Raw genomic sequence first — 26998 nt, forward strand, 5'->3', positions numbered from 1 at the left:
CATAGTAAGATCTTTTAACAAAAGGAGGAACAATCTTATGAAGTATGTATGCAATACTTGTGGTTACATTTATGATGAGGCAGCCGGTGATCCTGATAATGGGATTGCGCCAGGAACAAAGTGGGACGATCTTCCAGCAGATTTTGTTTGTCCTTTGTGCGGAGTAGGAAAAGAGGATTTCTCAGTTCAGGCCTGATGGAGAGTGCTAGAAGAACCTGCGATGATGGTATATTTTTATATTGATATTTATAGAAAGAGAAAGTCGTAGTGGCTTTCTCTTTTATTACTTTTTTGCATCATTCTTCTGAGGTCCAGTGATGCATAGCCAACATCTTTCATTTATGGATGCGCAGTCGCGCGATAAGAGCCACAAATCATTTACATATTCCACTAGGCTTGCTGGCATGGTATAATATGTTGTCAAAGTGTTGTAAATTCTTGTCTATATGGAGCTAGACTTAAGTGAATAAAAAGACATTAAATATAGCAATGATAGGACATAAGAGGGTTCCTTCGAGGGAAGGCGGTGTCGAGGTTGTTGTTGAGGAGCTTTCTGTAAGGCTTGCTCAGATGGGACACCATGTGACCTGCCTTAACAGAAGGGGGCATCACGTAGCTGGGGAAGAGTACGACGCCTACGTGGGCAAGTCTTACAAGGGCGTGAGACTTCTTAATGTTCCAACCATAAATAGAAGAGGCTTTGCTGCGGCAACAGCATCTTTCTTTGGTGCGCTTATAGCGGCCTTTGGAAGGTATGATGTGGTGCATTTCCATGCAGAAGGGCCTTGCGCAGTCATGTGGATTCCCAAATTATTCGGGAAAAGATGTATCGCAACTATCCACGGCCTGGATCACAAGAGGCAGAAGTGGGGCTATTTCGCCAGCCGTTACATCATGAAGGGCGAGAGATGCGCAGTCAAGAAGGCTGATGAGATCATCGTTCTAAGCGAGAGCGCTCAGCAGTACTTCAAGGAAACCTACGGCCGTGAGACCGTGCTTATTCCTAACGGTGTCAACAAGCCAGTCAGACTTGAGCCCGACAGAATCGGCGAGAAATACGGGCTTAGGAAAGACGAGTATATTCTTTTTCTGGGACGTCTTGTACCTGAGAAGGGCCTTGAGTACCTGATAAATGCTTACAAGGACCTGCACACCAGCAAGAAACTGGTGATTGCCGGCGGAAGTTCAGACACCAAGGAATTCGAAGAGAAGGTAAAAGATATGGCGGCTTCCGATGACCGTATTATCTTTACCGGATTTGTTCAGGGAAGAGTTCTTTCAGAGCTACTTAGCAATTGTTACATATACGTGCTGCCTTCAGATCTTGAGGGTATGCCGCTTACTCTTTTAGAGGCCATGAGCTATGGCCAGTGCTGCCTAGTGTCTGATATCCCAGAGTGCGTGGGCGTTATTGAGGACAAGGCTGTCACTTTCAAGAAGGGCAATGTTCAGGATCTGAAATCCCAGATGCAGGCTCTTTTGGCTAATCCTGAGACCGTCGAGGCCTATAGGAAAGAGGCTTCTAGCTATGTCTGCGGCAAGTACAACTGGGACGATGTTGCCAGGAAGACGCTTAAACTCTACTACGGGGAGAAATGTGACCCGGAGAAAAGGTGAAACCCGCAATTTATCTGGTGAAATTGCGATTTTGGATTATGATGAAAACAAATTGTTATCTCTATTATGTTAAATAATGAGGTAACAATTTTTGTTATGGACGTGTTACAATATTGCGCTTGAAAGTGCAGGCATATGCAATGTAGACAGTGCATAGCTGAAGTTTGTTGCTTTGCAATACCGCTCGGGCGACTCTTTGTTCTAGATGTGATGAAAGAAAAGAAAAGGACTAATACATGGTAAACTTTGTACGCAAACACGACAAATTAACATGCTGGATTTTGGGGATAATTCTCGTGCTGTCGCTAATTCCGGTTTTTATAATTTCAGGTTATGACGCGGCAGCAGGCGATGACTACAACTTTGGGGCTAGTTCTCACCTGATCTTTCTGCAGACGGGTTCAGTACTGGCTGCGATAAAGGCTGCCTGGCAGACGTCAGTCAGCACCTGGTATTCATGGCAGGGCACATGGTTTGACTGCTTTGTATTCTGCCTGCATCCTGAGGTTTTCTCAGACAGCGCCTACGTTATCGTGCCTTATATTTTCCTGACACTGCATATTATCGGCTTTCTCACATTTGCTCACCATTTCCTCAAGGTGAGATGGCAGATTGAAGGCTTATACTGGCTTCAGGTGGGACTTTTATTCCTAATCTTCGAATTTCAGTTGATGCCCTCGCCCAAGAACGGCATTTTCTGGTGGGTTGGCTGCGTGCATTACATAATGCCGCTGTTTATGGCACTTATCGGAATCGTTCTGGGAGATAGATTTCTTTTGACACACAGGATCAGAGACCTGGTGGGACTGTTTGTGGTCAGCGCGCTCATGGGCGGCGCCACTTACCCTGCGGCCCTGCTTCTGCCAATTGCGGTATTTCTCATATGGCTGGCGGAGTTCGTGCTGGGTGGTAAAAGAGATAAAAAAGACTTTCTGCTACTGATTCCTTTCGCAGCCTTGATGGTTGGCCTTGTTATCAGTGTTATTGCACCAGGAAACGCTAACAGAGCGGCTTCCGACCTTAAAAATGGCGCAACTCCAGCAGGAGGACCTATTGCCACAATCATTGAATCCTTTAGGTTATCGGCGTCTGAGGGAGCCGGCTCTTTTGTCCTGGAAAGAGGCTTTATTCTGATCGCACTTATGGCCGTACTGGTGCTGACTCTAGCTGCCTTTAGAACGGTGGGAAAAGAAAATGCGGAGAAAGTAAGCTTTTTTGCCAAAGTCTTTTCACATCCACTCTTGTTCATGCTGGTCATGTTCTGCGTGAACGCCAGTGTTTATGCGCCAAGAGCCTATAGTGGCGGCGTTGTTTCTTTTGGATATTATGACTTTAACTTCCTGACATTTTTCACATGTCTTGTGGCAGCTGAGATATACGTGCTGGGCTGGCTTTTCTTTTGCAAGGGGCTGCTTGTAAAGGGGGCTGAGACCAGAGGGGCAAAGATTGTGCTTAATTGCGGCTTTGTTGTGCTGGCGCTGGTGATTGCATTCCTTTCAAGGCATGGAGTTAAGCAGTATACAGACTATGTCTGCATGGAGTATTACCTGTCAGGGCAGGCTGATGACTATAAAGAGCAGATTGCGCTGCAGAGAAGGCTTCTTGAGGGGGATGAACCAGAGGTTTGCCTTCCTGGGATCAACAACGAGCAGGGGCCACTTATGCACATGCCAGTTGTGGAGGATCCTGACAATATCGACAATTACATGACTGCCAAGTTCTACGGCAAGACCAAGATCTGGGCAATCCCTAGAAGCGAGTGGATGGAGCTTTACGGGGAGTGAGAAGTGGGGCAATTGCTGCTTGGACAGAAGCGTGCACTGCGTTGAATATTTCGTTAGGAAATGATTTAAAAAATGTTAGGCGATTCATCTTGCAAAAGTACTTGTAACGCTCTAAGCTGAAGATAGCAATAACAATAGGAATAGAAATAGCAATAACAATAGCAACAGCAATCGAAATAGGAATAGCAATAACAATAGAGATAGTAATGACAATAGCGGCAGCAAATTAAGCTGCTTGCTACAATTTTATTAAATTAGGAGGATTTCATATGGCAGACAACAAATGGAGAAACAGAGCAGCAGACCTTAAGGGGACAGAGACAGAGAAAAATCTTCTTGCAGCCTTTGCAGGTGAGTCAGAGGCTAGGAATAAATACACATTCTTTGCTTCAAAGGCCAAGAAGGAAGGCTACGTGCAGATTTCAAACATCTTTGCTGAGACAGCAGCCAATGAAAAAGAGCATGCTGAGATCTGGTACAAGATTCTTACAGGAATCGGAACAACAGTAGATTGCCTCAAGGCGGCAGCAGATGGCGAGGCCTATGAGTGGCAGGAAATGTATCCGTCTTTTGCCAAGAAGGCGAGAGAAGAAGGCTTTGATGAGATAGCTGAGCTCTTCGAGGGGGTTGCAGCTATTGAAAAAGAGCATGAGGAGCGCTATAGAAAGCTTCTTAAGAACGTTGAGGATAAGCTGGTATTTTCCCGCGACGGCGACTGCGTATGGCAGTGCAGCAACTGCGGCCACATCGTTGTAGGCAAGCAGGCACCTGAAGTTTGCCCTGTTTGCAATCATCCACAGGCTTACTTCCAGTTAAAAGCTGAGAATTATTAAGGTGAAATGAAAGTTTTGAATTTAGATCTACGAAAAATCATAAATGCTGCCCAGGGCCTTTTTGGCGCCTGGGCGCTTCGGATAATTCTTGGGATTAGTGTTAGAAATCCTCTGACAGTAGTCTTCTTAGTTCTTGTCTATTGGGCATCGGCCCTGGGAAATGCCGGCAGCCAGGATAGTCACAATAATAACTGTAGCAGCGTGGAAAAAGAAATATCTCTTCGCACAGGTTTAGTCAGCACCGCAATTTCGCTTGCGACAGCGCTTGCCATGACTATATATTCCTACGACAGGGTTACAGGTGGCTTTAACAGTGCCCTGTTCAGGTACCTTAGCCTTGGGATTTCATTTATCGGTTTTGCGTGCCTGGTAAACGCAATTAGTAATATCTTTTGCGCACTGCTTTCTAAGGACAGAGCTGTCATATTTGCAAATTTCAACAATATTTTTACGGTAAAAGAGGACCTGCCTCCCTACAAGGGTATCAAGGCCTTTTTAGTCATGTCCCTTGTGTGCCTTTTGTGCTGGATGCCGTATTTTCTATACGAATTTCCGGGCATCATGACGGCAGATTCTCTGGTTCAGTATGAGCAGATTATAGGAGTAGAGCCTTATTCGAACCACCATCCTGTGGTACATACCCTGCTGATAAAGCTCTTTTACCAGATAGGATATGGCCTGAGCGGTGATCCAGAAATTGGAATTGCCTGCTATACGCTGTTTCAGATGATCTTTATGGCGCTGTGCTGCGGCAATCTCATCATGCACCTTGGCGGAAAAAGAAAGCAGATCCGGGCGCTTTTGTTCTATGGAATTGTGCCATTTAATGCAGTGTTTGCAGTGACTATCTGGAAGGATATCATTTTTGCAGGGGTTGTGATGCTGCTGTTCTGCCTTGTTTGTGATATGAGGGGAAACCTGCAAGCAGAAGGCAAACAAGCGATTGATGGACAGATAATAGATAAACAGACGACAGACAAATATGCTGGCACGGATACACATAATCCGACAGCATATCAATGGCTTATTCTAGTGCTCTTAGGCATCCTCTTTGCGCTTCTTCGCTCAAATGCCTGGATTGCCTTTATTCTTTGGACTCCATTTCTTCTGTTTGCATTCAGGAAGGACATTGTAAGGGCCTTGATTTCAGTGGCAGCAGTCATCATATCTGTGGTCGTTATAAAAGGCCCCGTGTTTACACTTTATCAGGTGAATAGCCCTGATCTTGTGGAGTCTTTGTCTGTGCCAGCCCAGCAGCTGGCAAGAATGCTGGTTGAAGACGCAGTTCTGGATGAAGAGGATCTGGCCCTGATACAGACTGCAATTGATACCACCTACATAAGAGACCTCTACGCTGCGGACTTTGCAGATAACATAAAAGAGCTGATCAGAGCCGGCCATCCTGAAGAAATTCAGAACAACAAGAGCAAGTATCTGAAACTGTGGATGAAGGAAGTAAAGTCTAACCCAGCGCTGGCCTTGAAGGCCTGGTATGATCTTGAGGGCGGCTACATCTATCCTGGCGTCCAGACCAAGGTCGCAGATATGGACGGCATAATGGATAACGCCTACGGCCTCTACTGGTATCCCAAGATTGGCGGCAAGGCAGTTGTGAAGTACAAGGAAATTGCCCTTAAAATGGGGGATTTTGTGCCTCTTTATGGAATGCTCTTTAGTATCGGCGCCTTTTTCTGGCTGCTTGTTATTTCTACTGTCATCAGCATCAGACGCAAGGAGCCGGTTCTGTGCAAGATTTTGCTGCTGCTCCTGGCACTGACACTTCTCATAGCCGCTCCTGTAGTGGATTTCAGATACGGCTATGCTATGGTGGTTACAATGCCCCTGTGGGTGGTATATGGTGGCAGGAAGAAAGTGTTTGAGTAATACCAAGAACTGAGGAATAGCAGGAAAGGCATTACAGGCTTTAACTAGCGCGAGCATTGAAAAACATAGGTCTAAAATGTAATATAGAATCAGGATAATCAGAGATATATTCGGGGAGCAATTATAATGGGAATATATGTAAATCCAGGAAAAGATAGATTTATAGAAGCAATATCGTCGGATATTTATGTCGATAAAACTGAATTGATCAAATATACCAATTCAGTGCTAGGAACTCAGCAAAAATATATTTGCGTATCCAGACCAAGAAGATTTGGTAAGTCAATGACAGCTGCGATGCTATGTGCTTACTATGACAGATCCGTTGATTCTAAGGATGAGTTTAGGAAATAAAAAATAGCAATATAATGCTATATCAACATACAAAAATAGCAATATATTGCTATTTTTGTATCCTGAATTGCTACAAATAGATACAAAATCAAAAGTTGGGGAACTACATGGATAATTGGACAAGATATTTTAGCCAGAGGATTCTTGATAGAGGGCGCGATTACTACAAGAGCGGAAAGGTCAAGGGATACATTAGCACGGAGGATAGCTGCATAGCCAGGGTATTGGGGACTCATGTCTACAACGTGCGTATTCAGGGACTTAAGAAAGGACGCATTAGGATTAATTGTGATTGTCCCTATGCAGGGGATGGAATGTTGTGCAAACATGCAGCGGCGGTGATGTTTAAGTGGCAAGAGGAACAGCATGCCGGAGAGACAGAGAATCTGTCATACTCGCTAAAGACGGACCCTGAGAAGAACTACTTCAGCATAGGACCGATTTTGAGAAAACATGAGGTTGGCGAGAAAACAATCCATGAAGCAATGGAAATTGTAGAAAGTGGAGATCTGACTATTGAGCGACACTCATTAGGATATGCCACAACAGGAAGAGGCCAGGAACTGGTTATATCTTTTGGAGGAAAGCTTCAGGGAAACCGCGAATATCCAGTTTCGGTTAGCGTGTTTTTGACCAAGGACAGGCTCTTGTCTAAAGACTGCTATGCTCTTCATGACAGCAGCTACAGATATAGCTACTATGACTACAATTACAACCAGCTCTGCTCTCATGTGGTAGCTCTTTTGCTCCTGGCAGATGAGTATATTGCCAAGTACAATCCCGGAGATGATACCGATTACCTTGGTAGCCAGATGCTCAAGAACTACAGAAAGCTATCGAGCCTTCAGAAGATAGATACGACCACGGAAAAAGAGAAAGTCGTAAGACTTGAACCAAAGCTCACGCTGGGAGATAGGACTAATTTTGGCAAGCTTAATCTGTCTTTCAAGATAGGAAAAGATAAGCTGTATGCCTTAAGGAACATCTCTGAGCTGATGGAGAAAAGAGAAAATGCAGAGGGGTATAAGCTTGGAAAGAATAATATGATTTCCTTCATGGATGAAGATTTTGATGAAGAGTCAGAAGGTTACTATGAGCTTATGGATAAGGCCAGGGCTAATGCAGAGCTTATTGCGCAGAAGATAGGAGAGATTCGGGGCTATTATTCCGGAGAGGGAACAACTATCAAGGACAAGCTTGAACTATCTGCAGAAATTCTTGATAAGTTTTATGAGATGGCCTATGGGAGGACTATTGATTTTGATGAGTATGCTCGTAGCTATGGGGCATCGGAGCTTAAGAGAATCAAGCTAGCTGATGGAAAACTAAACATCGATATATCAATTCAAAGTTTTGTAGACGATACGCTCCGAAACAATTATCTGTTCGACGGAGATAATAGCAAAACTATGCTGACAAGGCCAGCTAAGGCTTCAGGCAAAGCTAAGAACTCCAAGGCAGCAGGCACCCCCTCAGGCCTAAACATAATCGCCCATCTTCCTGATATTTACAAGGGGAAAGATTACAATTACATCATAGATAAAGAGAAGGGAACTTTCTCAAGAATTGCGGACTTATCACCAATTGCAAGCATGCTCATCCAGAATGCAAGGGATAACTTTGTTCAGTTCAGAATAGGAAAAAATAACATTTCGGAGTTTTACTACCGCATGCTTCCACAGATGATAGAAGCTCCGGAGATCACTATAGATGAAGACTATGATGATATCAAAAATATCATTCCGCCTGAGTGTGAGATAATCTTCTACCTTGATGCGGATGAAGACAACATAAAGGGCAGAGTTTCCGCCAAATATGCGGACGAAGAACATTTCCTTCATCAGCTGACTGAGGAGGATTATCCACTTCCTGCGGGGAGAGACAGCTCTTTTGAACAGGAGGCTGTAGCAACACTCATAAAATTTCTTCCGGAGACAGGCACAGCAGAGGACACATTCTACGCAGAAAAGACCGGCGACGCCATATTTGACATATTAAGCTCCGGGTTAAAAGAAATGATGGCAATCGGTGAGATCAAGGCCACCAAGGACTTTGAGCGGCTCAAGATCAGAAAAGCGCCACATGTCAAACTGGGAGTGTCAGTGGAGAGCGGAATACTAAACCTGGATGTCACAACCGACGACATGACTCAAGATGAGTTACTTGACCTCCTGGAGAGCTATAGGCAAAAGAAAAAGTTCTTTAGACTAAGAAATGGCGAGTTTATCCAGCTTGAAAAAGATGACACTATAGAGGAACTCCTGGTAACCATGGAAGCCATGGGCGTTTCAGCCAAGGAGTTCACCAAGGGAAAGCTCCATTTGCCATTATACAGAGCAATTTATATCAACAAATTGCTTGAGGAGCACGATGATATTGCGGCTGAGAGGGACAAGAACTTCAAAAATCTTGTGAGAAATTTTAACTCGGTAAAAGAGAGCGAGATTGAGGTTCCAGACAGCCTTTCCGGAGTCCTTAGAGGTTACCAGGAATACGGTTTTAAGTGGCTTTCAACCTTGTCAGAACTTGGATTTGGAGGAATCCTGGCTGATGATATGGGGCTTGGTAAGACACTTCAAGTCATTACATTCTTGCTGAGCAGGATTCAGGAGGCCAGAGAGCAAAAGAAAAAGCTTACAGCCCTAATAGTCTGCCCTGCATCCCTTGTCTACAACTGGGAGGAAGAGTTTAAAAAGTTTGCACCATCTATAAAGGTCAAAACTGTTGCTGGTACGCAGACAGAGAGAAAAAAGATATTGTCTTCGAAGACGAGACCGGAAGTTATGGTCACGTCTTATGATCTTTTAAAAAGAGATATCGGCTTCTACGAGAGCCTGGAGTTTGATTACGAGATTATTGATGAGGCGCAGTTCATTAAAAACGCCTCCGCTGCTGTCAGCAAGTCAGTAAAGATCATAAACAGCAAAACCAGATTTGCCCTGACCGGAACTCCTATTGAAAACAGGTTAAGCGAGCTCTGGAGCATCTTTGATTATCTGATGCCAGGATTTCTTTATACTTATGACAGATTCAGAAGCGACTTTGAGAACGCAATCACCAAGTACAAGGATGAAGCCATAACCAAGCAGCTAAGGAGCATGGTTGGCCCATTTATCTTGCGTAGGTTAAAAGAAAATGTTCTAAAGGATCTTCCTGATAAGATGGAGGAAGTCCGCTTCTCCAGATTTGAGCCAGCTCAGCGAAAACTCTACGATGCTCAGGTTACCCACATGAAGAAAATGCTGGAGAGCGAGGATTATAAGTCTGGCAAGGACAGAATTAAGATTCTGGCAGAACTGACCAGGATCAGGCAAATCTGCTGCGATCCTGAACTTATTACCGCAGGCTACAAAGGTGAATCTGCCAAAAGAGCTTCCTGCATCGAACTAATCCAGAGTGCCATAGATGGTGGGCACAAGATACTTCTCTTTTCTCAGTTCACCTCTATGTTCGAACTTCTGGAAAAAGACCTGCAGAAGCTAGGAATTGAGTTTTACAAGATTACTGGTGAAACTTCCAAGGAGGACAGAATCAGGCTCGTTCATGCCTTTAACGAAAATGAGGTTCCTCTTTTCCTCATCTCCCTAAAGGCTGGTGGTACAGGTCTAAACCTTGTGGGAGCGGACGTTGTCATTCACTATGATCCCTGGTGGAACCTTGCCGCCCAGAATCAGGCTACAGACAGGGCTCACAGAATCGGACAGACCAGGAAAGTCTCTGTTTTCAAGCTGATCGTCAAGGATACAATCGAGGAAAAGATAATTGACATGCAAAATGCCAAGAAAGACCTGGCAGATGCCATCCTCAGCGGCGAGAGCAAGTCACTGATGAACATGAGCAAGGAACAATTAATGGAACTATTGGGGTGAGAAAGCATCCTCAATGACAACTGCTGATTTTTGCATGCTTTATCACCCTGATAAATAATGATAAAATGAGGGTTGTAGGAGAAAAATCACATTTGATATAACTAATGAGATTATGAAGGACTTTGCAATATGAAAACATTTAATACGACTGGAGTATGCATTCCTGAAAAACATTACATGGTAGATATTTCTGATAGAATTGCTGCAATTAGAAAAATGGTAGAAGATGAGAAGTATTTTACCATAAACAGAGCAAGGCAATACGGTAAGACAACTACACTTACTGCATTAAACAGAAATCTTTCTGATGTATATCTGGTGATAAGCCTGGACTTTCAAGGGATAAGTGCGGCCGGATATAGAACTGAGCAGAGTTTTGTACAGGAAGTATCGAGACTGTTACTGATGCATGCCGCTAATGGATTAAATGTGCCTGATAATATAAGAAGCTATTTTGAGGATTTCGTTGGCAGAAATGATAATAAAGCTAAAATGGGAGAACTGTTTGATCTTTTTACCAAATGGTGCCAGCTATCAGATAGAGAAATAGTTCTTATCATTGATGAAGTGGATAGTGCAACTAATAATCAGGTTTTTTTGGATTTTTTGGCGCAGCTTAGAGAAGGTTTTATACGCAGAGATTCACTGAATATACCGACTTTTAAATCTGTTATATTAGCTGGTGTAACTGACGTTAAGCATATAAAGAGCAAAATTAGAGATGAAGGGCAGCACAAAGTGAATAGTCCCTGGAATATAGCGGCTGACTTCGATATATCTATGCGCCTTGATACTGCAGGAATTGCAAAGATGCTGGACGAATATGCGGCAGACCATTGCATTACGATTGATACCAAGTATTTGGCAAAAGAGATAAGTGACTACACCAATGGATATCCTTATCTGGTGAGCAGAATGTGTCAAATAATCGATGAAAAGCTTGTCCCTTCCAAATTTCAGAATCAATCTGAGGCCTGGACAAGAAATGGAATAGATGAGGCTGTTAAAATAATTGTTAATGACAACAATACTTTATTTGAATCCCTTATTGGAAAACTTACTAACTATCCAAATCTAAGAGCAGTTTTAAAGAGTATTTTGATAGAAGGAGTTAGCATTCCATTTAACAATTACCAGGAAGAGCTAGCTCAGATGCTGATGTATGGATTTATTGAGAACAGAAATGGCCTTGTTGTAATCGCTAATAGGATATATGAGACATTTTTGTATAATCTTTTCCTGTCTGATGAAATCATGAATAATAATGTTTTTGTTAAGGAAAGCGGATTAGCTAAGAATATCTTTATTACAGATGGCAAGCTTAACATGAAACTTATTCTGGAGCATTTTATTTCATCTTATACCGAAATTTGTGGCCCATTGGTGGACAAGTTTTTGGAAAAAGATGGACGTGAATTGTTCCTATTGTATTTAAAACCGATTATAAATGGGACAGGTAATTACTACATAGAGGCACAGACAAGAAATCAGACCAGAACTGATGTGATCATAGACTATCTGGGAGTCAGATATATTATAGAAATGAAGATATGGCACGGAGATAGCTACAATAAGCGCGGTGAAGAGCAGCTGTGTGATTACTTGGATTACTTCGGTCTAAATACAGGGTATATGCTGAGTTTCAATTTTAATAAGAAAAAGAAAACAGGAGTCAATCGAATTACTGTGGGAAATAAGGTACTCTTTGAGGCGGTGATTTAGTACTATTTTTTGAAATGGCATTAGATAAATCGGAGGACACCTAATGCACAGAACATACGAGAATGTGGACATAGTAGTATTTTGGAATTCCGACAAGTGCTTTCATGCAAAACGCTGCGTAAACGGAAGTCCCAAGACCTTCTGCCCAGGACAGAAGCCCTGGATCAAGCTTGACAGGGCGGAGACAAAAGAGATATGGCAGGCAATCATTCAATGTCCATCCGGGGCTCTGACATGTCTGTACAGGCATGATATAGATGTCTCAATCGACCCAGAGAACTTCCGCAGTGTAGCGACTTACAAGGGAAAAGAGATAGGTGAGTGCGACTATCAGGTTGCAGAAAGCGGATATAACATATACCACACCGCGGTTTCACCAGACCACCAGGGAAAGGGTATAGCAAAGCGCCTTGTGTATAAGGTACTGGAGCAGGCAGAGCGGGACTGTGTAAATGTTACGGCCACTTGCTCATATGCAAGGAAAGTGATGGAAGAGTGACTTTAGGCGTCGTATCATAAAAAATAACTCAGATCGGAATTATTAGCATGAATGAATCCCAGTATCTATCCAGAATCGCAACTCTTGAGAATGAAATCGAGTACTTGCATGGCCTGCTTGATGCGGCAGGCATAGCCTATAGGCGTGAAGCAAAAGACATAGAAGACCTTTCTCCAGACAAGAATATCTTATTTGATTCAGATCAAGGAGCTAGGATAAAGCCTTTAGAAATAACAAAGCAACGCATCAAGTTTTTTCGTAATCTCTTTAATGGACGAAATGATGTTTACAGCCTCCGATCTGGAAAGCCCAATAAGAAAACGGGAAAACATGACTATTATACTCAGTGCTGGAATTTCTGGAAGGATGGATTGTGCCCCAAAAGGAATGGTGCAAAGGTAACCTGCGGAGGGTGCAGGAATCAGAATTATAAAGAATTAAATGATGAAATCGTTTATGAACATATGATGGGAAATAAAGCGGATGCCTCGGATGTACTTGGTATCTTCCCGTTATTGCCAGATGAAACAATTAATTTTCTGGTATTTGATTTTGACTGCCATGATGAAGGTATATGCGGTGATGACGGTGCTAATCCTGATGCTGTCTGGATGCAAGAAGTGAATGCATTCAGACAGATATGTGAAGATAATGATATTCCCGTTCTTGTAGAGCGCTCAAGATCTGGTAATGGTGCTCACGTCTGGATGTTCTTTGAAAAACCAATCCTTGCAATTACTGCAAGAAGATTTGGCTCTGCTCTGCTTACCAAAGGAGCAGAATCTGTCAATATGAAGACCTTTAGTTATTATGACAGGATGCTTCCTGCTCAAGACCATATTCCCATTAATTCAAAAACAGGTAAGCCTGGATTAGGCAACCTCATAGCCCTTCCGTTGCAAGGACTTGCGTTGAAATCAGGCAACAGTGCATTTATTGATAAGAACTGGAATGCTTATCATGACCAGTTAGAATGTCTGAAAAGCGTCAAGAGAATATCTGAAACTTTCATAGAAGATAAGATTAAAGAATGGTGTAAAGAGGGTATATTAGGTGCATTATGCGATGAATTTGACAGTGACGAAAATGATGATACAAAACTAAAGCCATGGGAAAAAAGACATATCTTTTTCTCTAAAAGACAATAGGCGTGAAGGAACACATGTAGATGTCACTTTTAAAGGCAAACTTTATGAAGAACAGATGAGAGCAGCAAAAGATATACTTGAGCATGATAACGGAGTTCTTGCCGCCACAACATCTTTTGGAAAAACTGTTGTTGGTGCATACATGATAGCCCAAAGAAAAACTAACACTTTAATCCTTGTTCATAATACGGAGATACAGAAAAACTGGGTAGAAGACTTAGAGAAATTCTTGGATATAAATGCGGAGCTACCAGAATATAAAACCCAAACAGGAAGAATCAGAAAAAGAAAAAGTTTGATAGGCAAACTATATGCAGGGCATAATTCAATGACCGGCATTGTCGATGTTGCGATCTTTTCATCTTTGGGTAAAGGCGATGATATTGATCCGATCATTGAAAAATACGGAATGGTGATTATGGATGAGTGCCATCATGGAGCTGCACAGACTGTAGAAGATGTAATAGGAACTGCGAAAGCAAGATATGTATATGGATTGACAGCGACTCCAAAAAGAGAAGATGGCCTTGAAAAGAAGGTATTCATGCAATTTGGACCTATTAGATTCAGATATACTGCTAAGGAACGTGCACAGAAACAAGGGTTATGCAAGATATAATTAAACTATTTTATAAAAGTTTTATGAGGAATTTGATCTTGTGTTTAATTATATGTTTAAGCAGATTGTAATACAGTAACTCCACACACAACCCACAGAAAGGAGCACCTCATATGGATACCAAGACTATGTACAAGTTATCTTACGGACTATTTGTTTGCACCGCAGTTTCAGGTGATAAGAAAAATGGCTGCATCATCAACACCGCCATCCAGGTGGCATCAGACCCTAACCGCATATCTATCGCCGTCAACAAGGCTAACCTTACTCATGACATGGTAAAAGAGACAAGAAAGTGCAATGTCTCTGTCCTCAGCACCGAAGCTAAGTTTCAGCTCTTCAAGCACTTCGGCTTCCAGACTGGCAAGACCGTAGATAAGTTTGCTCCCGACGCTCTCGATGCCTTGGCAAAAGAAATATCGGCAGGCGCCAGTGCATCTAACATCTACGAAACTGCTGATAATGGCATCCCATATATCACAGCAGGCACCAATGCCTACTTCTCCCTGAAGGTAGAGCAGGAAGTAGACCTTGGCTCACATACCCTCTTCATCTGCGAACCAACAGAAATGGTGGTCCTCTCAGATTCTCCATCCTGCACTTATGCATATTATCAGGATGAGATCAAGCCAAAGCCACAACCAGTAGATCCATCCGCAGTGCCTAAGGGCGAAACAGTATGGAAATGCAGAATCTGCGGCTATGAGTATGTGGGCGAGGAAATGCCAGATGACTTTATCTGCCCGATCTGTAAGCATGGAAAAGAAGATTTTGAGAAGATAGTTAGGTAGTCGGAGCCCTTACGTGCATATACAGGCACCAATGTTTCTTTTGAGATTACTATATTACTAGAAAGGCAACAACCGCGAGAGTTTCGTGTTTGTTGCCTTTATTTATTGAATGATATTGAATAAAACGTACTTGGTGCTATAATAAAATTACCTGATAGGTAATTTGAAAGGAGGACGTTATGTGGAAATAATATATAGTGACTCAAAAGTTGAAAGTCAGTGTACAAGCATAAAGGATGCACAGAAATTATTTGGAGGCAATAAGGCTTTAGCGTTAAGTTTGCACGCAAGGATTGCCGCGCTTAGTAGTGCAGAAATAATAAAGGATATTATAGTGCAACCTCAATTTAGATTTCATGAATTGCACGATAAGGGCAAAAATAAATATAAAGGGTATTTTGCAATAGATGTAAAAACTAAGAAGGAGCCTTGGAGAATTATACTAAGGCCGCTTGATGAAAATAAAGAACCATTTGATCCGTGTAATATTGATGAGATTGCAGGAACTGTTGAAATTATTGAGATTAAGAAAGTGAGTAATCATTATGAGTGAGTATATTGAATATAAAGATAAAGTTGCATTTCACCCAGGATATTACATAAAGGAATTAGTTGAAACAAGTGGCCTTACGCAGGAAGACTTTGCCAAAAGACTTGATACTACACCAAAGAATTTGAGCATTCTTATTCGCGGAGAACAGAGATTGTCAAATGATATTGCAATGAAGTTATCAAGGCTTACTGGTACGACCATTGGATATTGGCTCAATCTTCAAAAAGGATATGACGCTTTAGTAGCGGAGTTCGAATCAGATAAAGAATTAGAAAATGAAAAGAAGGTTTTCGAATATCTAGATTATAAGTATTTCAGAACTAATTATGGGCTTCAGGATCATCCTAGGAAAAAGGAAGCGCAAATTGCAGAGACAAGAGGATTTCTGAAAGTTTCATCACTAACAGTCCTAAAAAAAGAAGATATGGCTGCAAACTTTAGAAGTAAGCTTGAAATGAATGAGGCAAGTATAGTAAAGGCGAATGCTATGGTTCAGATAGCTACAAATAAAGCCCTGGAAGCAGAAGCTCCTAGATTTGATAAAAAGAAATTTGAAGAAGCAGTTTGTTATGCGCTGACTCAGACAACTAATCACAAGGAATTTCTTAAAAGAATAAAAAAAGCTTTTTACGATGCGGGAGTTATATTTGTGGTATTGCCTAATATGGCAGGTTCAAATACAAATGGCGCCACAAAGAAGGTTGGAAATAATATTATGCTCATGGTCAATGATAGAAGATTATATGCAGATACTTTTTGGTTTACATTGTTTCATGAAATAGGACATATCATGAATGGAGATTTTGGCATATCTTTTGAAATGGAGAAAGGAGAGATAGAAGAAAAAGCTAATACATATGCGCAGAACATGCTGATTGATCCAACAGATTATAAAGAATTTTTGAGACAGAGAAGATTTGATGCTGAATCTATAAAACAATTTGCGGACAGAATAGGTAGAGACCCAGGTATTGTATTAGGAAGGCTACTAAATGATAAAAAGGTAGGATATACAGATAGGACATTAAATGTGCTTAGACACAAATATAAATTTGTTACCGGACGAGTATAGTATAAACGGTAATAGTACCAATGCTAATACCGATACTAATACAGTTGCTTACGCAGAAAGGGACTGGAGCAATGAGCAAAAAATATATAGAACGAATTCATAATATAATACTGAGAATGCCAAGCTTTCTGGAAAAGGTCGTCGCTGCCATCCTCCTGATAGGCGTTGCCTATAGCTGCCTGCAGCTGGCAATACATGTGGCTTCTCTTACGGAGCTGGCCTTTGATGACTACATAGAGGACATTCTGGTCACAGCCTTTAACGCAGTCATTGTCATAGAGTTCATCAGAATGCTGATCAAGCACTCTATGAATACCATAGTGGAAGTACTGATATTCGCTCTTGCCAGAGGCCTTGTAGTTGAGCATGAGGCTCCACTGGAAATACTGATCAGGATCGTCTGCATTACAATCCTCTTGGCCTGCCGTAAATTCTTGTTTTATGAAAAAGACTTTGAAGAAGAGGTGTGAGGAATAATTTCTATATTGTTGAGATGGACCCAAATGTTTATGCAGTAGAAGTGAATTGTGGTAATCAGTATATACTTGCACGATGCAATATTATAGGTGATAAGATTATTATAAATACCAGTGATATTTGAAAAAACACCACATAAATCTGTTACAATGGTTATACACGAATCATTTACTGATTAATATGAAGTGGTTTATTAGTTGCCAACTGACAGTGATACAGGCAGTACAAAGAACGTAAATGATATTATTAAAGAATTACGTAAGGATTGGTATTGCCACGATTTAAAATAGGTAACTCTGTTCAGGAAAAGATAGAAATTGATGTGAATTAATTGATTTGATGACGTAGTCAGACTGTGAGTTACAAAATGGAGTCATGAAAATGATAGAAAAGAACGATATTATATTTAAGCTTCAGGATTATAGATATCTCGAATGGAATGATCGTACACGTACGTCCCAAGGTACACCTGGAAGTTTTCTTAAAACGTATGTGGGTACGGGGATTAATCGGACTTATTATAAGTTATCCAATTCGGACTATCGAGGCATAATTGGTCACGAATCTGTGAATGAACTTATAGCATCGAGGTTACTGGACGTGTTGGGAATAAATCATGTGTCTTATCGATTGATACATGCATTGGTTAATATTGATGATAATGAATATGAAACATGGATGTGTTCATCTAAAAACTTTCGGAAAAATAGCCAGGAGAAAATGGCCTTTGACGCATATTTTGAGCTGATGCGTCAGGGGAAAGAAATGCCTATTGATTTTTGCAAAAAAAGGGGATGGGATGAGCAGATTTATAAGATGATGGTTTTTGATTATCTTATATGTAATCGTGATAGGCATGGAGCAAATATTGAATTGATTCAAAATGAGGATGGGACAATACAGCTAGCACCGTTATTTGATCATGGAGTTTCTTTGTTATTTTCGTGTTACGACAATGAAGAAATGGCTTCTGAGTATGATGTAATGAAAGATAGGATGTGTAACAATTATTTTTTTACACGTTCGCTGGAGGAAAACCTTAATTATATTCCTAAAGATATTAAACTAAATTCTCTTTCTCAGGATGATTATGGCTATATTATGAGAGGTATTGATGAAATCTTGCCTTCTGTATATGGAAAAAAGATATGGGGAATGATAACAAAGAGGTGGCAGAGATATGAAGAAATACAGAATAGCAAATAAACGTTCGCAGAATACAGCGGTGGCTACATTGCAATATGATGAAAGAAAACGTGAGTTTCGTATATTTATACCACAGGGGCAAGATTTAAAGAAACTTCCAATGATGTTAAGGGCTAGTGCGAGCAAGGGGGAGTACACAATGAGCCCTCAAAATAGCATGGTCTGGGTACGAAACCGAATTGTTCCTAGTGAAAGGCAAAACATAGGTTTGTTTTTAAAATCATATGGTTTGAATAATTATAGAGAAGATTTGATTTTAGAAAAAACAAATGGAGAATCTATACAGGATAATTTTGTTGTGGTTCGTGAACAATAGGATTTTGAAATTATTTGGCCCTATGTCAATAAAAAGTACAAATTAAAATGAGAGGTTTACCTGCTTATGCAGCAGGTGTAACCATAACCCTCTCATATAGTTCTTCAAATTCATTAGGAGACATATAGTCACAGTGGCTGTGGATCCTAACGGTGCTATAAAAGGTTTCGATATACTCGAATACAAGCCTATATGCGTGCTTGTAGTTGATAATAGAAAAGCGGTTAAGCCACTCCCTTTTAATCAAGGAATGGAAGGATTCTATGCAGGCATTATCGTATGGATAACCGCTATGGGAATAGCTACGCTGCATCTTTTCAGTTGCCTCACGCCAAGCGCTTGACCACATTGGTGACAGGCACTACTGTGTGGAAAAGATGAGGACTCTTGATTTTGAGGATGGAATGATATATCTGAAGGAAGCCATAATTGTGAATTATGGGTAAGTGGAATTAACTTAAAGTGCAATATATTGCTGAGGTGTAATGAGAGTACAGCCTTGGCGGTATATTGCATTTTTATTTACGAACTTGAAAGTGTATCGCTGTAGCGATATAGATGCCTTGGGTGTTAACTATCTCTGTAGAGATACAATGAACATGATAAGACGTAGGAAAACTTTGGGATGCACTATGGAAGAGTTATTGATGGGCGAAATGGGTGAAAAAGCGCATTGACGCTGGATTTTCCAATTGCTAGAATGTAGTAAATCAGTATTTAAGGTGGTTAGCACAAAAACTAAAAATAAAAATGTGAAAAAGGGGTATGGGGGATATGGATGCAGCTAAAAGGGCACAGCTCAAACAATACTATAATGAGCATGTGGCAACTCATTCGGAGCGAGAAGCAGAAGACAAAGACGCGGTAAATGCATTAAATTCTGACCTTTCATTTGGAGGACGGATATATTCAGATTTTAAGGCAAATGACAAATGGCCTAATCATGATGGCTTTTTTGAATTTGTGCCGGAACCAGACGTTTCTAGAATTCCTGAGCAGATATTCGATGTTCAGATAAAAGGTACCCGTAATTATAGGGAAAGTGGCGGCGTAATATCTTATAGTCTAACCAGTCTGGCATTTCCAGCTTTTATAGGATATAAGGTGACGTCGAATCCTGGAATATTGTTTATAGTTCTGTTTTCGCCAGATCGACGCTCGCATCGACTTTTTTGGAAGCATGTTTCTCCTGAATTTATAAATGATATAGATTTTTCAAAAGAAAGTGCGACTATTCATTTATTTCCTCAGGATGAGATTAAAACCGATTACGCAGGAATGGAGAAGCTTTGGAGCAAGCTCTCTGAGATTGCGGATAATCATTTGTTCCTAAACAATCTTGATAGTAGCAAGATAACTGAGGAAGAGGCTTTAGATATAATAAATGAAACATGTAATGATCTATCTCAGATAATAAACGAAGTTAAAGGGAATGTTAAACTCAGAGATAGTTGCTCAAAAAAAATGGTTAGGAATTTATATTCATTGTGTTATGCAACCCTAGTCATGAATGCAATAAAATTAGGATATACAGATGTTAGCCAGCAGCTAGCATGGAGAATAGCTCAGTATGACCCGGAAACAAGGTATCTTTACGATTTTCTGAAAGGACTTAAGTATATTGGAATTCGAATTCCCAGAGCCGGACAGTCAGAAAGACTTATGCTCAAATACTATAGCTACCTTTGGAAGATTAGGAAGTTCCTCAAAGAAAAATGTGGGTTAAGTGTACTAGGGAACTTGGAGGATTTTCCTACAGACACGGATACATTGAATGAACAATATTATACTGCAGTTGCGGATATTATAGAAAAAGCTGACACGACAAAAAGAGTTGTGGCTGCTCCTAGATATTATATTCAGAATAAAATGGAAAAAAAGATCGGCAGCGAATTGTACTATGAATTAACTCTTCAGCTTGCAGGAATGTATGCTACGAAATATAACAGAATTACTGTGTTTAGCAAAATTGATATAGATACAGATTATTCTATACAGATAAGTTATATAGAAAGAGATCTAACTCTTTTAGGTGTAAATAGTAAGATAAAGGTGCTGAATAACTGGAAAATATCCATCGCACCTACTTGCTTGAATAGGATTGCGAAGATGGTAAAAGTGCCTTCGGCAATCAGTAGAAAATACGGTGAATATGACAGCCTTATGGACTACTTGACAGGAACTAGTGCCAATTTGCTTGATATTATCAATTCTTCCGATGAGGATTTCGCAAAAATATATGACTATATTTATAAGTCTGCTAAGACGCATATATTTGGAGATGTTCTCATAAAATTGCGCCGTGACTATTCTTTCCAGGCTTCCCCTGTTAAAAATGGAAAGCATACAGTAAGGTTTGCTCTTTTGTCCATGAAAGAAGAAATCCTCGAAAGCATCATGCCACGAGATAATTATTATTGGATGTATGATGAGCCTCATATTTGCTCAAAATGTAAACCTTTTGAATATAATCCGCTTGTTTCCAATCTTACTGGAACTAAGTCAACCAAGAACTATGTAGAGGCTGTATCTGAAGTGGTTAATAATAAAACAAAAGTTGACTGTGTTAAGCCATATTCCACGATGGAAACTCTCACAGAAGAAACAGGGGAACTCTATTTTGATATAGATAAAATTGGTGGTGCAGAAGCTATCATAAATTACAATGATAGCTTGGATTTATGGGAAAAAGCCAACGGGTATAAAATAAATATGGATCCAAGCACCAATCTGGCAGTTATAGATTCATACGAAAGAGACACTGTCAATATTCTAGGCAATTTACTTGGTAGATCCAGGTCTGGAAATATCGAAAGACTTCGATTGAATGAAAATTATATTAGAAGCAAAAAGGCTGAAATCACTGATATTAACAAAGAAATAGCTCTTAAATATGCTTTTGTATATTCAGGAATAATGCTTATATATGGCGCTGCAGGCACAGGGAAAACTACACTCCTTGAATATTTATCAGATATGATGAGAGGATCATCGCAGCTTTTCCTGACTAAGACCCATACTGCATTACAAAATTTAAAGAGACGCATTGGTTATCATAGTAATGTTGAGTATTCTACAATTGATAGTGTGGCAAAATCTAGCATATACGTTAATTCAGAGATTGTGTTTATAGATGAGTGCAGCACAATTGATAACAGAACTATGATTGGGGCAATAGGCAAAATGTATAACGCCAAGATGATTGTTATGTCGGGGGACATCTACCAGATAGAATCAATTGATTTTGGAAACTGGTTTTACTATGCAAAAGATATTATCAGAGCCGAAGGCGCCAATGTCGAATTACTAAATAACTGGCGTACAGATAGCCCACTATTGAAGGCATTGTGGGATGAAGTAAGAAACAAGAAGCCAACTATAGAAGAAAAATTGTCTATGGATGGTGATTATTCTGAAGAATTGGGAGAAGCAATTTTTAAGCCAATTGATGAAGATGAAGTGGTGTTGTGCCTGAACTACGACGGAGTATTTGGTCTCAACAATATAAACAGATACTTTCAAAATGCCAATACAAGTGGAAGGGAATATACTTGGGATGATTGGATTTTTAAAACCGGTGACAAGATATTATTCCTGGACACAAAGCGATTTGAGCTACTGTACAATAACCTAAAAGGCAAAATCGTTGATATTGACAAGGAAGACGAAAAGATTACATTTACCATTGAAGTGGAGGCCTTTTTTACATCAGAACAATGTGCTGAAGAGGGTATTGAATTAGTAAGTATTACTCCTAATGGCAAATCAGTGATTCGTTTTGATGTAATTGCTTGGGATGATGAGCTGACGGATGAAGAAAAGAAAAAGACAGTTATTCCATTCCAGATAGCTTATGCGGTATCTATCCACAAGGCACAGGGACTTGAATATAATTCTGTAAAGGTTATTATTCCTTCCAACAATGCTGAAAAGATAACCCATTCTATCTTTTACACTGCAATAACAAGGGCCAAAAAGAGCTTGAAAATTTACTGGAGCTCAGAGACCATGAGGGATGTAATCAAGTCATTTACCCAAGAACAGGTAGAACAGATAACACTTCCAATCATAGAGAGTAAGCTGGGAATAACTAGTACGACAGCGGTTAATGAAGCAGTATAATTTTTTAGGAGGATAACACCATGGCAGTGCAGCAACTGTGGCCATATCGTAGTGGGAAAAGAAGCTCCTGAGGTGTGCCCAGTTTGCAACCATCCACAGGCATACTTCCAGCTTAAGGCTGAGAATTATTGAGAGTGAACGAAAAAAGAATTATCGTTCATAAGAGTGAACGAAAAGTGAACGCAAAATCTTGCGTTCACTTCAGACCGAAGACAAAGTGGCTTTGAGAACAGCGCTCTCAAAGCCACTTTATCTTCGGTCTGACCACCGGCTAAGCCGGTGGTTCTGATTATTTAGTGGTCAAATGTAGCTAGAAATCCAGTTAAAAAGCCAGATTATTTCTTTTTTATAATTTTGAAATAAATATTCAATTTTTTGATTGACAATTGATATTTTATTGTGCGATTCTTACTGTAGACACGGTGATTTTACGTAGTTTTACGAGCTATTAATTGATCACGGAGAGCTTTTGGGACAAAAAATGATGACAAGGAGAGAAAAGCTATGATGTTAAAAGTGGAAAATGAAGAAATGGAGTACTATATCGAACCATATGAAACTGAAGGCAGTGGCATGCGTGAGACAGGAGTAGGTCCAAAAGCAATTACTCAGGATCTTATAGACAATGTTGGTAAAACTATCGGGAATATTTATGAGGGCATAAAGAGCCAAGTAAGCGAAATATCCAGCACTGCCGACGAAATTGAAATTGAATGCGGTATCAGCCTTAACACTGAAGGCAAAATTGTAGTGATCTCAGGAAAAGTCGAAGGTAATTTTAGGGTGAAGATGAAATGGGTAAACAAGAAATGAGTGATCAATACTATGAACGGTTAAAGAAATGTGGCTGTAAGATAAGCATAGATAAAAATGATGTTGGAACAGGGTGGATTTGTGCTGATAACTTGGCACTTACAGCTGGTCACCTTTTTGGCGATATTGATGAGCACAGCAAGATCACACTAGATTCTTGCGGTGTTTCTTCTGATGCACATATTATTTCCAGACATCATGACGACAAGCATGACTATGCGCTGCTGGCCATAGATAAGAAATTTTCAACCTATATGCCAATTCTCTTTGAAAAGCCAAGTGACATCAATTCCCTTAGTAATGTTGCTACTTATTGCTTTAGTAGTACCGTGAATCATGAGATGGTAAACGCTAGTGGCAAAATTAATGGCGAGACAAGTGAAACAAAGTACTTGAAGATCTTGTCTAAAGAAATTGGGGATAATGGAAATAGTGGAGCGCCTATTTATTCTTTAGATAAGCAGGCTATTTGTGGTATTCAATCACTTGCTGCTAGTAGTAAGTATTCTGCGGAAAGCAACACATCTTTGGCTTTTCCAACGTGGGAAATCTGTGACTGTGACAAGGAAAAGATTATGGCAGCCTCAGTAGGAGAACTTCCACAGAAGGCGTTTGAGTTGTCTGAGCCCTTTATAAAGGAAAGCTCATATAAGCTTTTGTCTGTAAAAAGCGGAAAGAAATTCAGAGCTTATACTGATGCACTTAATTCGGATGAGGGCTTAGTTAAGAATATTTCTGACCTGTTCTTGTCATGCAGCAGATGCATGGAGTATGAATCCGTAGTAAAAAAGCATAAAGCTGATTTAGGAAGCGCAACACTACTGGAATGGGTTAGTAAGAGAATTGAAGGAAGAGGTACTACCGGAGATGGCAAGCATATTCTTAACGTGGTTGGAACATGCGGTTCAGGAAAAACAACATTTCTAGGAATAGAGTATTTCTATCTTCTAAATAAATTTGTTACAGGTAAGTCTCTTTATGTTCCTTTTTATTTCAATATAGAAGACTTGCTAAGAAGAGATGAGCTGGAATTTTCTATTGAGAATGTAGAACCATCAACCATTCAGGAGAGTATTCTTAAATATTTTGATGATTTCATGGAAAAGTCCAGAGAAGTTTTGGGTGAGTATTCCCATGGAAAAAAGATTAATGCAGTCTACATTTTAGATGGCTTTGATGACGGCAACTTCCTGTCAGATGATGTTTATATAGACGGGGATATTTTTGAGCATGCCCAGAATATCTCGGAGAAGGACGATAGGATAATAACTGCTGTTAATACATATAACTATATCCAGTATTCAAAAAAATGGGATAAGTACTCAGGATGCGTAATCTATATCAACGAGGTAAATGTTATTTATGACGGTATAAGAGCGCGCCGTTTTAATAGGTTTATAGAGTCCTATTTAGCATTGAATAAGATTCGCGATGAAAGAAAGATCAGCAAAGTAAAGGACATAATCAGAAAGTACAAAAAATCACAGATAAGCCTGAATTTTATGTACAAGAATTATGAGTCTATCTCTGAAATGGCGGCGAATCCTTCATTGGGGGCCGAAGTTATCAAATATTATCGTAATATCATGAAAGATGATATTGAAAGACAGTTTGGCAAGAATTATGGCAACTTCATAAATCAAGCGGCATATTTCTGGTATTTCTATGGGGAAAAATATGACAAACTTAATGAACTAAGCGATGATAATAAGATTTCGTATGCTACATTTTGCAAGATTAAGAGTAAGCCTGAATTGTGCAAATATTTGATTTCACAATATTATGTGCAAGAGGTAATTAATTACAAACAATTAGCATCCTCAGGTGTAGAAATAGCACAAAACTCAATTTTGCGAATGTTCATTTCAAGAGATATTTCCACTATGATCAGGCGCGAACTTCAGAACAAGCCGGAGGCAATCAATGCGCTTTCTATTGGTCTGGATAAAGTCCCTCCTCAGATGAAATCAATGCTTATCTACATTTATGCAAGACAAGATAATACAAATAGTAATGCAATAATAGATAAGCTCCTGAAAGAGGATACTGATTCCAATGAGATGTTGTACTATGTAGAAAGATCCAAGCATTTAGCAGAGATTTTTTCTGCCAGAGATCTTTCTGCCTGCGAAAAATACCTGATCATGCTGATTGGTGACTCTAAAAAAAGAGCGTTTAACAGAGCGTTCCAGCTAGCTTATTATGGGGATAGGAACCATGATTTCGGGTTGGGACTTACAAATGTTGATGCTTTTATTGATGACATTCATGCCGGACTTGATTTTAACAATTTCTTTTGCGCTGTCTCAAGTAAGATTCATTTGAGTATAGCCAGCAAAAAGAGATATAAACTCCTAGAATATGATCTATTTATGCTGTGTGACTTCATATATTCCAGGTTGCTTCAAGTGAAGATAGATAATCCTGAGATTGATGAAAAATCCTTTTTTTACAACAAGAGGTATAATTCTAAAACTGCAAAAGATGCCCATGAGGTATTAGAGGAATCAATTAATCTAATTCATAATTATTTGGAAGAAAAAGATGCATTGACTGATTCGTATCTAAGGGAAGAAAGCATCTTAGTTGTCTATTTCAAAGAAATGGAGGCCTTGTTTACAGAAGTTAAAAAGTATTTGGATGCTAATCCAGGAGAAGATATAGAAAAGCCACTGATATATAGCGCGCAAATTTTCCAAGAAGTTCGTGGAATTATTGATATACCTATTCTCGGGTGGAATATTAATAATAAAAAGGGGCCTATATCTGAAAAGAAACGTAAAGCAATGCTGAAAGAAGATGATCACAAGGAAACTTATGGACAGAGGATTCTCGAAGCGTCATATATTGCGTTGCTCTATCTTCCAGAGAATCTGGAAAAAGAGGAATACTGCAGATACTCAGGTACATATGATAAGAACCTGATAATCAGACTTATCATGACAGTTGAAATAGGCAAAACAAAAACAATGGACTATACCTTGTATTGTGAAGAAAACAGAGAATTAGCTCAGGAAGCAAGGGATGAGCGAACAAGGATTTGTTTGATGGCTATGTTAAATGATATGACTGATTTTGGTCGTCTTGGTGAAACGCTAAGGCCTGTAAAGTCTATATACTCCACATACGATGACATTAACATAGCTTTAGCAAGGGACATCTTACTTATTCAATCGGAATGCAAATTCAACCGTTTAGAAGAACAAGGTGCACTGAAATTCAATGAACCAAGAAGAGCTGACTTCATAAATGATTTTAAAGAGTATACCCCATTAGGGCGTAGTATTAAGAAGAGCTTGCTGGCTTATTAGGAAATTAA

The 26998-nt window shown here is 40.0% G+C and carries 20 protein-coding genes and 2 pseudogenes; 21 read left to right on the forward strand and 1 reads right to left on the reverse strand.

All coding sequences use genetic code 11. The annotated features are described in order from the left end of the window. Positions 1–37 precede the first annotated feature (37 nt). From rd to G631_RS0105570, 17 genes and pseudogenes are all read left to right on the forward strand, one after another. The gene (rd, locus tag G631_RS0105485; protein ID WP_026488604.1) at positions 38–196 is read left to right on the forward strand and encodes a rubredoxin; all 159 of its coding nucleotides are present in this window, start codon (positions 38–40) and stop codon (positions 194–196) included. 293 nt (positions 197–489) lie between these two features. Beyond that, positions 490–1617, forward strand: coding sequence for a glycosyltransferase family 4 protein (locus G631_RS0105490; protein WP_035789402.1), 1128 nt, complete (start codon positions 490–492; stop codon positions 1615–1617). 236 nt (positions 1618–1853) lie between these two features. Next, positions 1854–3401, forward strand: coding sequence for a hypothetical protein (locus G631_RS0105495; protein ID WP_155833882.1), 1548 nt, complete (start codon positions 1854–1856; stop codon positions 3399–3401). Positions 3402–3670: 269 nt separating this feature from the next. After that, entirely contained in the window at positions 3671–4234 is a 564-nt protein-coding gene (rbr, locus tag G631_RS0105500) for a rubrerythrin (protein WP_026488607.1), read from the forward strand. Between the two features lie 15 nt (positions 4235–4249). Beyond that, entirely contained in the window at positions 4250–6118 is a 1869-nt protein-coding gene (locus G631_RS0105505) for a DUF6020 family protein (RefSeq protein ID WP_155833883.1), read from the forward strand. 126 nt (positions 6119–6244) lie between these two features. Next, positions 6245–6466 (forward strand): annotated as a pseudogene (locus G631_RS18105) (AAA family ATPase); the annotation flags it as partial. Positions 6467–6579: 113 nt separating this feature from the next. Beyond that, entirely contained in the window at positions 6580–10341 is a 3762-nt protein-coding gene (locus tag G631_RS18110) for a DEAD/DEAH box helicase (RefSeq protein WP_051196883.1), read from the forward strand. 129 nt (positions 10342–10470) lie between these two features. After that, positions 10471–12063 carry an AAA family ATPase gene (locus tag G631_RS0105520; protein WP_026488609.1) on the forward strand — a complete coding sequence of 531 codons (1593 nt, stop codon included), beginning with the start codon at positions 10471–10473 and terminating at the stop codon, positions 12061–12063. A 43-nt stretch (positions 12064–12106) separates the two neighbouring features. Further along, complete coding sequence (locus tag G631_RS21100) at positions 12107–12562, forward strand: GNAT family N-acetyltransferase (protein ID WP_196803825.1); 456 nt, start codon at positions 12107–12109, stop codon at positions 12560–12562. Positions 12563–12609: 47 nt separating this feature from the next. Beyond that, the gene (locus tag G631_RS21330; protein ID WP_051196885.1) at positions 12610–13710 is read left to right on the forward strand and encodes a TOTE conflict system archaeo-eukaryotic primase domain-containing protein; all 1101 of its coding nucleotides are present in this window, start codon (positions 12610–12612) and stop codon (positions 13708–13710) included. Between the two features lie 55 nt (positions 13711–13765). Then, entirely contained in the window at positions 13766–14329 is a 564-nt protein-coding gene (locus tag G631_RS21335) for a DEAD/DEAH box helicase (protein ID WP_051196887.1), read from the forward strand. A 113-nt stretch (positions 14330–14442) separates the two neighbouring features. After that, positions 14443–15120 carry a flavin reductase gene (locus G631_RS0105540; protein ID WP_026488610.1) on the forward strand — a complete coding sequence of 226 codons (678 nt, stop codon included), beginning with the start codon at positions 14443–14445 and terminating at the stop codon, positions 15118–15120. Positions 15121–15301: 181 nt separating this feature from the next. After that, the gene (locus G631_RS0105545; protein ID WP_026488611.1) at positions 15302–15673 is read left to right on the forward strand and encodes a hypothetical protein; all 372 of its coding nucleotides are present in this window, start codon (positions 15302–15304) and stop codon (positions 15671–15673) included. Continuing rightward, on the forward strand, positions 15666–16745 hold the full coding sequence (locus tag G631_RS0105550; protein ID WP_026488612.1) for a HigA family addiction module antitoxin: 1080 nt from the start codon (positions 15666–15668) through the stop codon (positions 16743–16745). Before G631_RS0105545 ends, G631_RS0105550 begins: the two co-directional genes overlap by 8 nt. Positions 16746–16816: 71 nt before the next feature. After that, the gene (locus G631_RS18125) at positions 16817–17215 is read left to right on the forward strand and encodes a hypothetical protein (protein WP_051196888.1); all 399 of its coding nucleotides are present in this window, start codon (positions 16817–16819) and stop codon (positions 17213–17215) included. Between the two features lie 388 nt (positions 17216–17603). After that, positions 17604–18428, forward strand: coding sequence for a HipA domain-containing protein (locus G631_RS0105565; RefSeq protein WP_035789370.1), 825 nt, complete (start codon positions 17604–17606; stop codon positions 18426–18428). Continuing rightward, positions 18403–18744, forward strand: coding sequence for a hypothetical protein (locus G631_RS0105570; RefSeq protein ID WP_026488614.1), 342 nt, complete (start codon positions 18403–18405; stop codon positions 18742–18744). The genes G631_RS0105565 and G631_RS0105570 overlap by 26 nt, the downstream gene beginning before the upstream one ends. Positions 18745–18808: 64 nt before the next feature. Here G631_RS0105570 and G631_RS20625 read toward each other — a convergent pair whose 3' ends face one another. Then, on the reverse strand, positions 18809–19057 hold the full coding sequence (locus G631_RS20625; RefSeq protein WP_242829066.1) for an integrase core domain-containing protein: 249 nt from the start codon (positions 19055–19057) through the stop codon (positions 18809–18811). Positions 19058–19518: 461 nt separating this feature from the next. On the opposite strand from G631_RS20625, the gene G631_RS18130 reads away from it, so the two are divergent. The 4 genes and pseudogenes from G631_RS18130 (at position 19519) to G631_RS0105590 (ending at position 26990) form a co-directional block, all read left to right on the forward strand. After that, positions 19519–22866: an ATP-dependent DNA helicase gene (locus tag G631_RS18130; RefSeq protein ID WP_051196890.1), complete on the forward strand. Its 3348-nt coding sequence runs from the start codon at positions 19519–19521 to the stop codon at positions 22864–22866. 21 nt (positions 22867–22887) lie between these two features. Beyond that, positions 22888–22998 (forward strand): annotated as a pseudogene (locus G631_RS21340) (rubredoxin-like domain-containing protein); the annotation flags it as partial. Between the two features lie 372 nt (positions 22999–23370). Beyond that, positions 23371–23679, forward strand: coding sequence for a CU044_2847 family protein (locus G631_RS0105585; protein WP_026488616.1), 309 nt, complete (start codon positions 23371–23373; stop codon positions 23677–23679). Then, complete coding sequence (locus tag G631_RS0105590) at positions 23661–26990, forward strand: trypsin-like peptidase domain-containing protein (protein WP_035789371.1); 3330 nt, start codon at positions 23661–23663, stop codon at positions 26988–26990. Before G631_RS0105585 ends, G631_RS0105590 begins: the two co-directional genes overlap by 19 nt. Positions 26991–26998 lie beyond the last annotated feature (8 nt).

Source organism: Butyrivibrio sp. XBB1001 (assembly GCF_000424505.1).
Classification (GTDB): domain Bacteria; phylum Bacillota; class Clostridia; order Lachnospirales; family Lachnospiraceae; genus Butyrivibrio.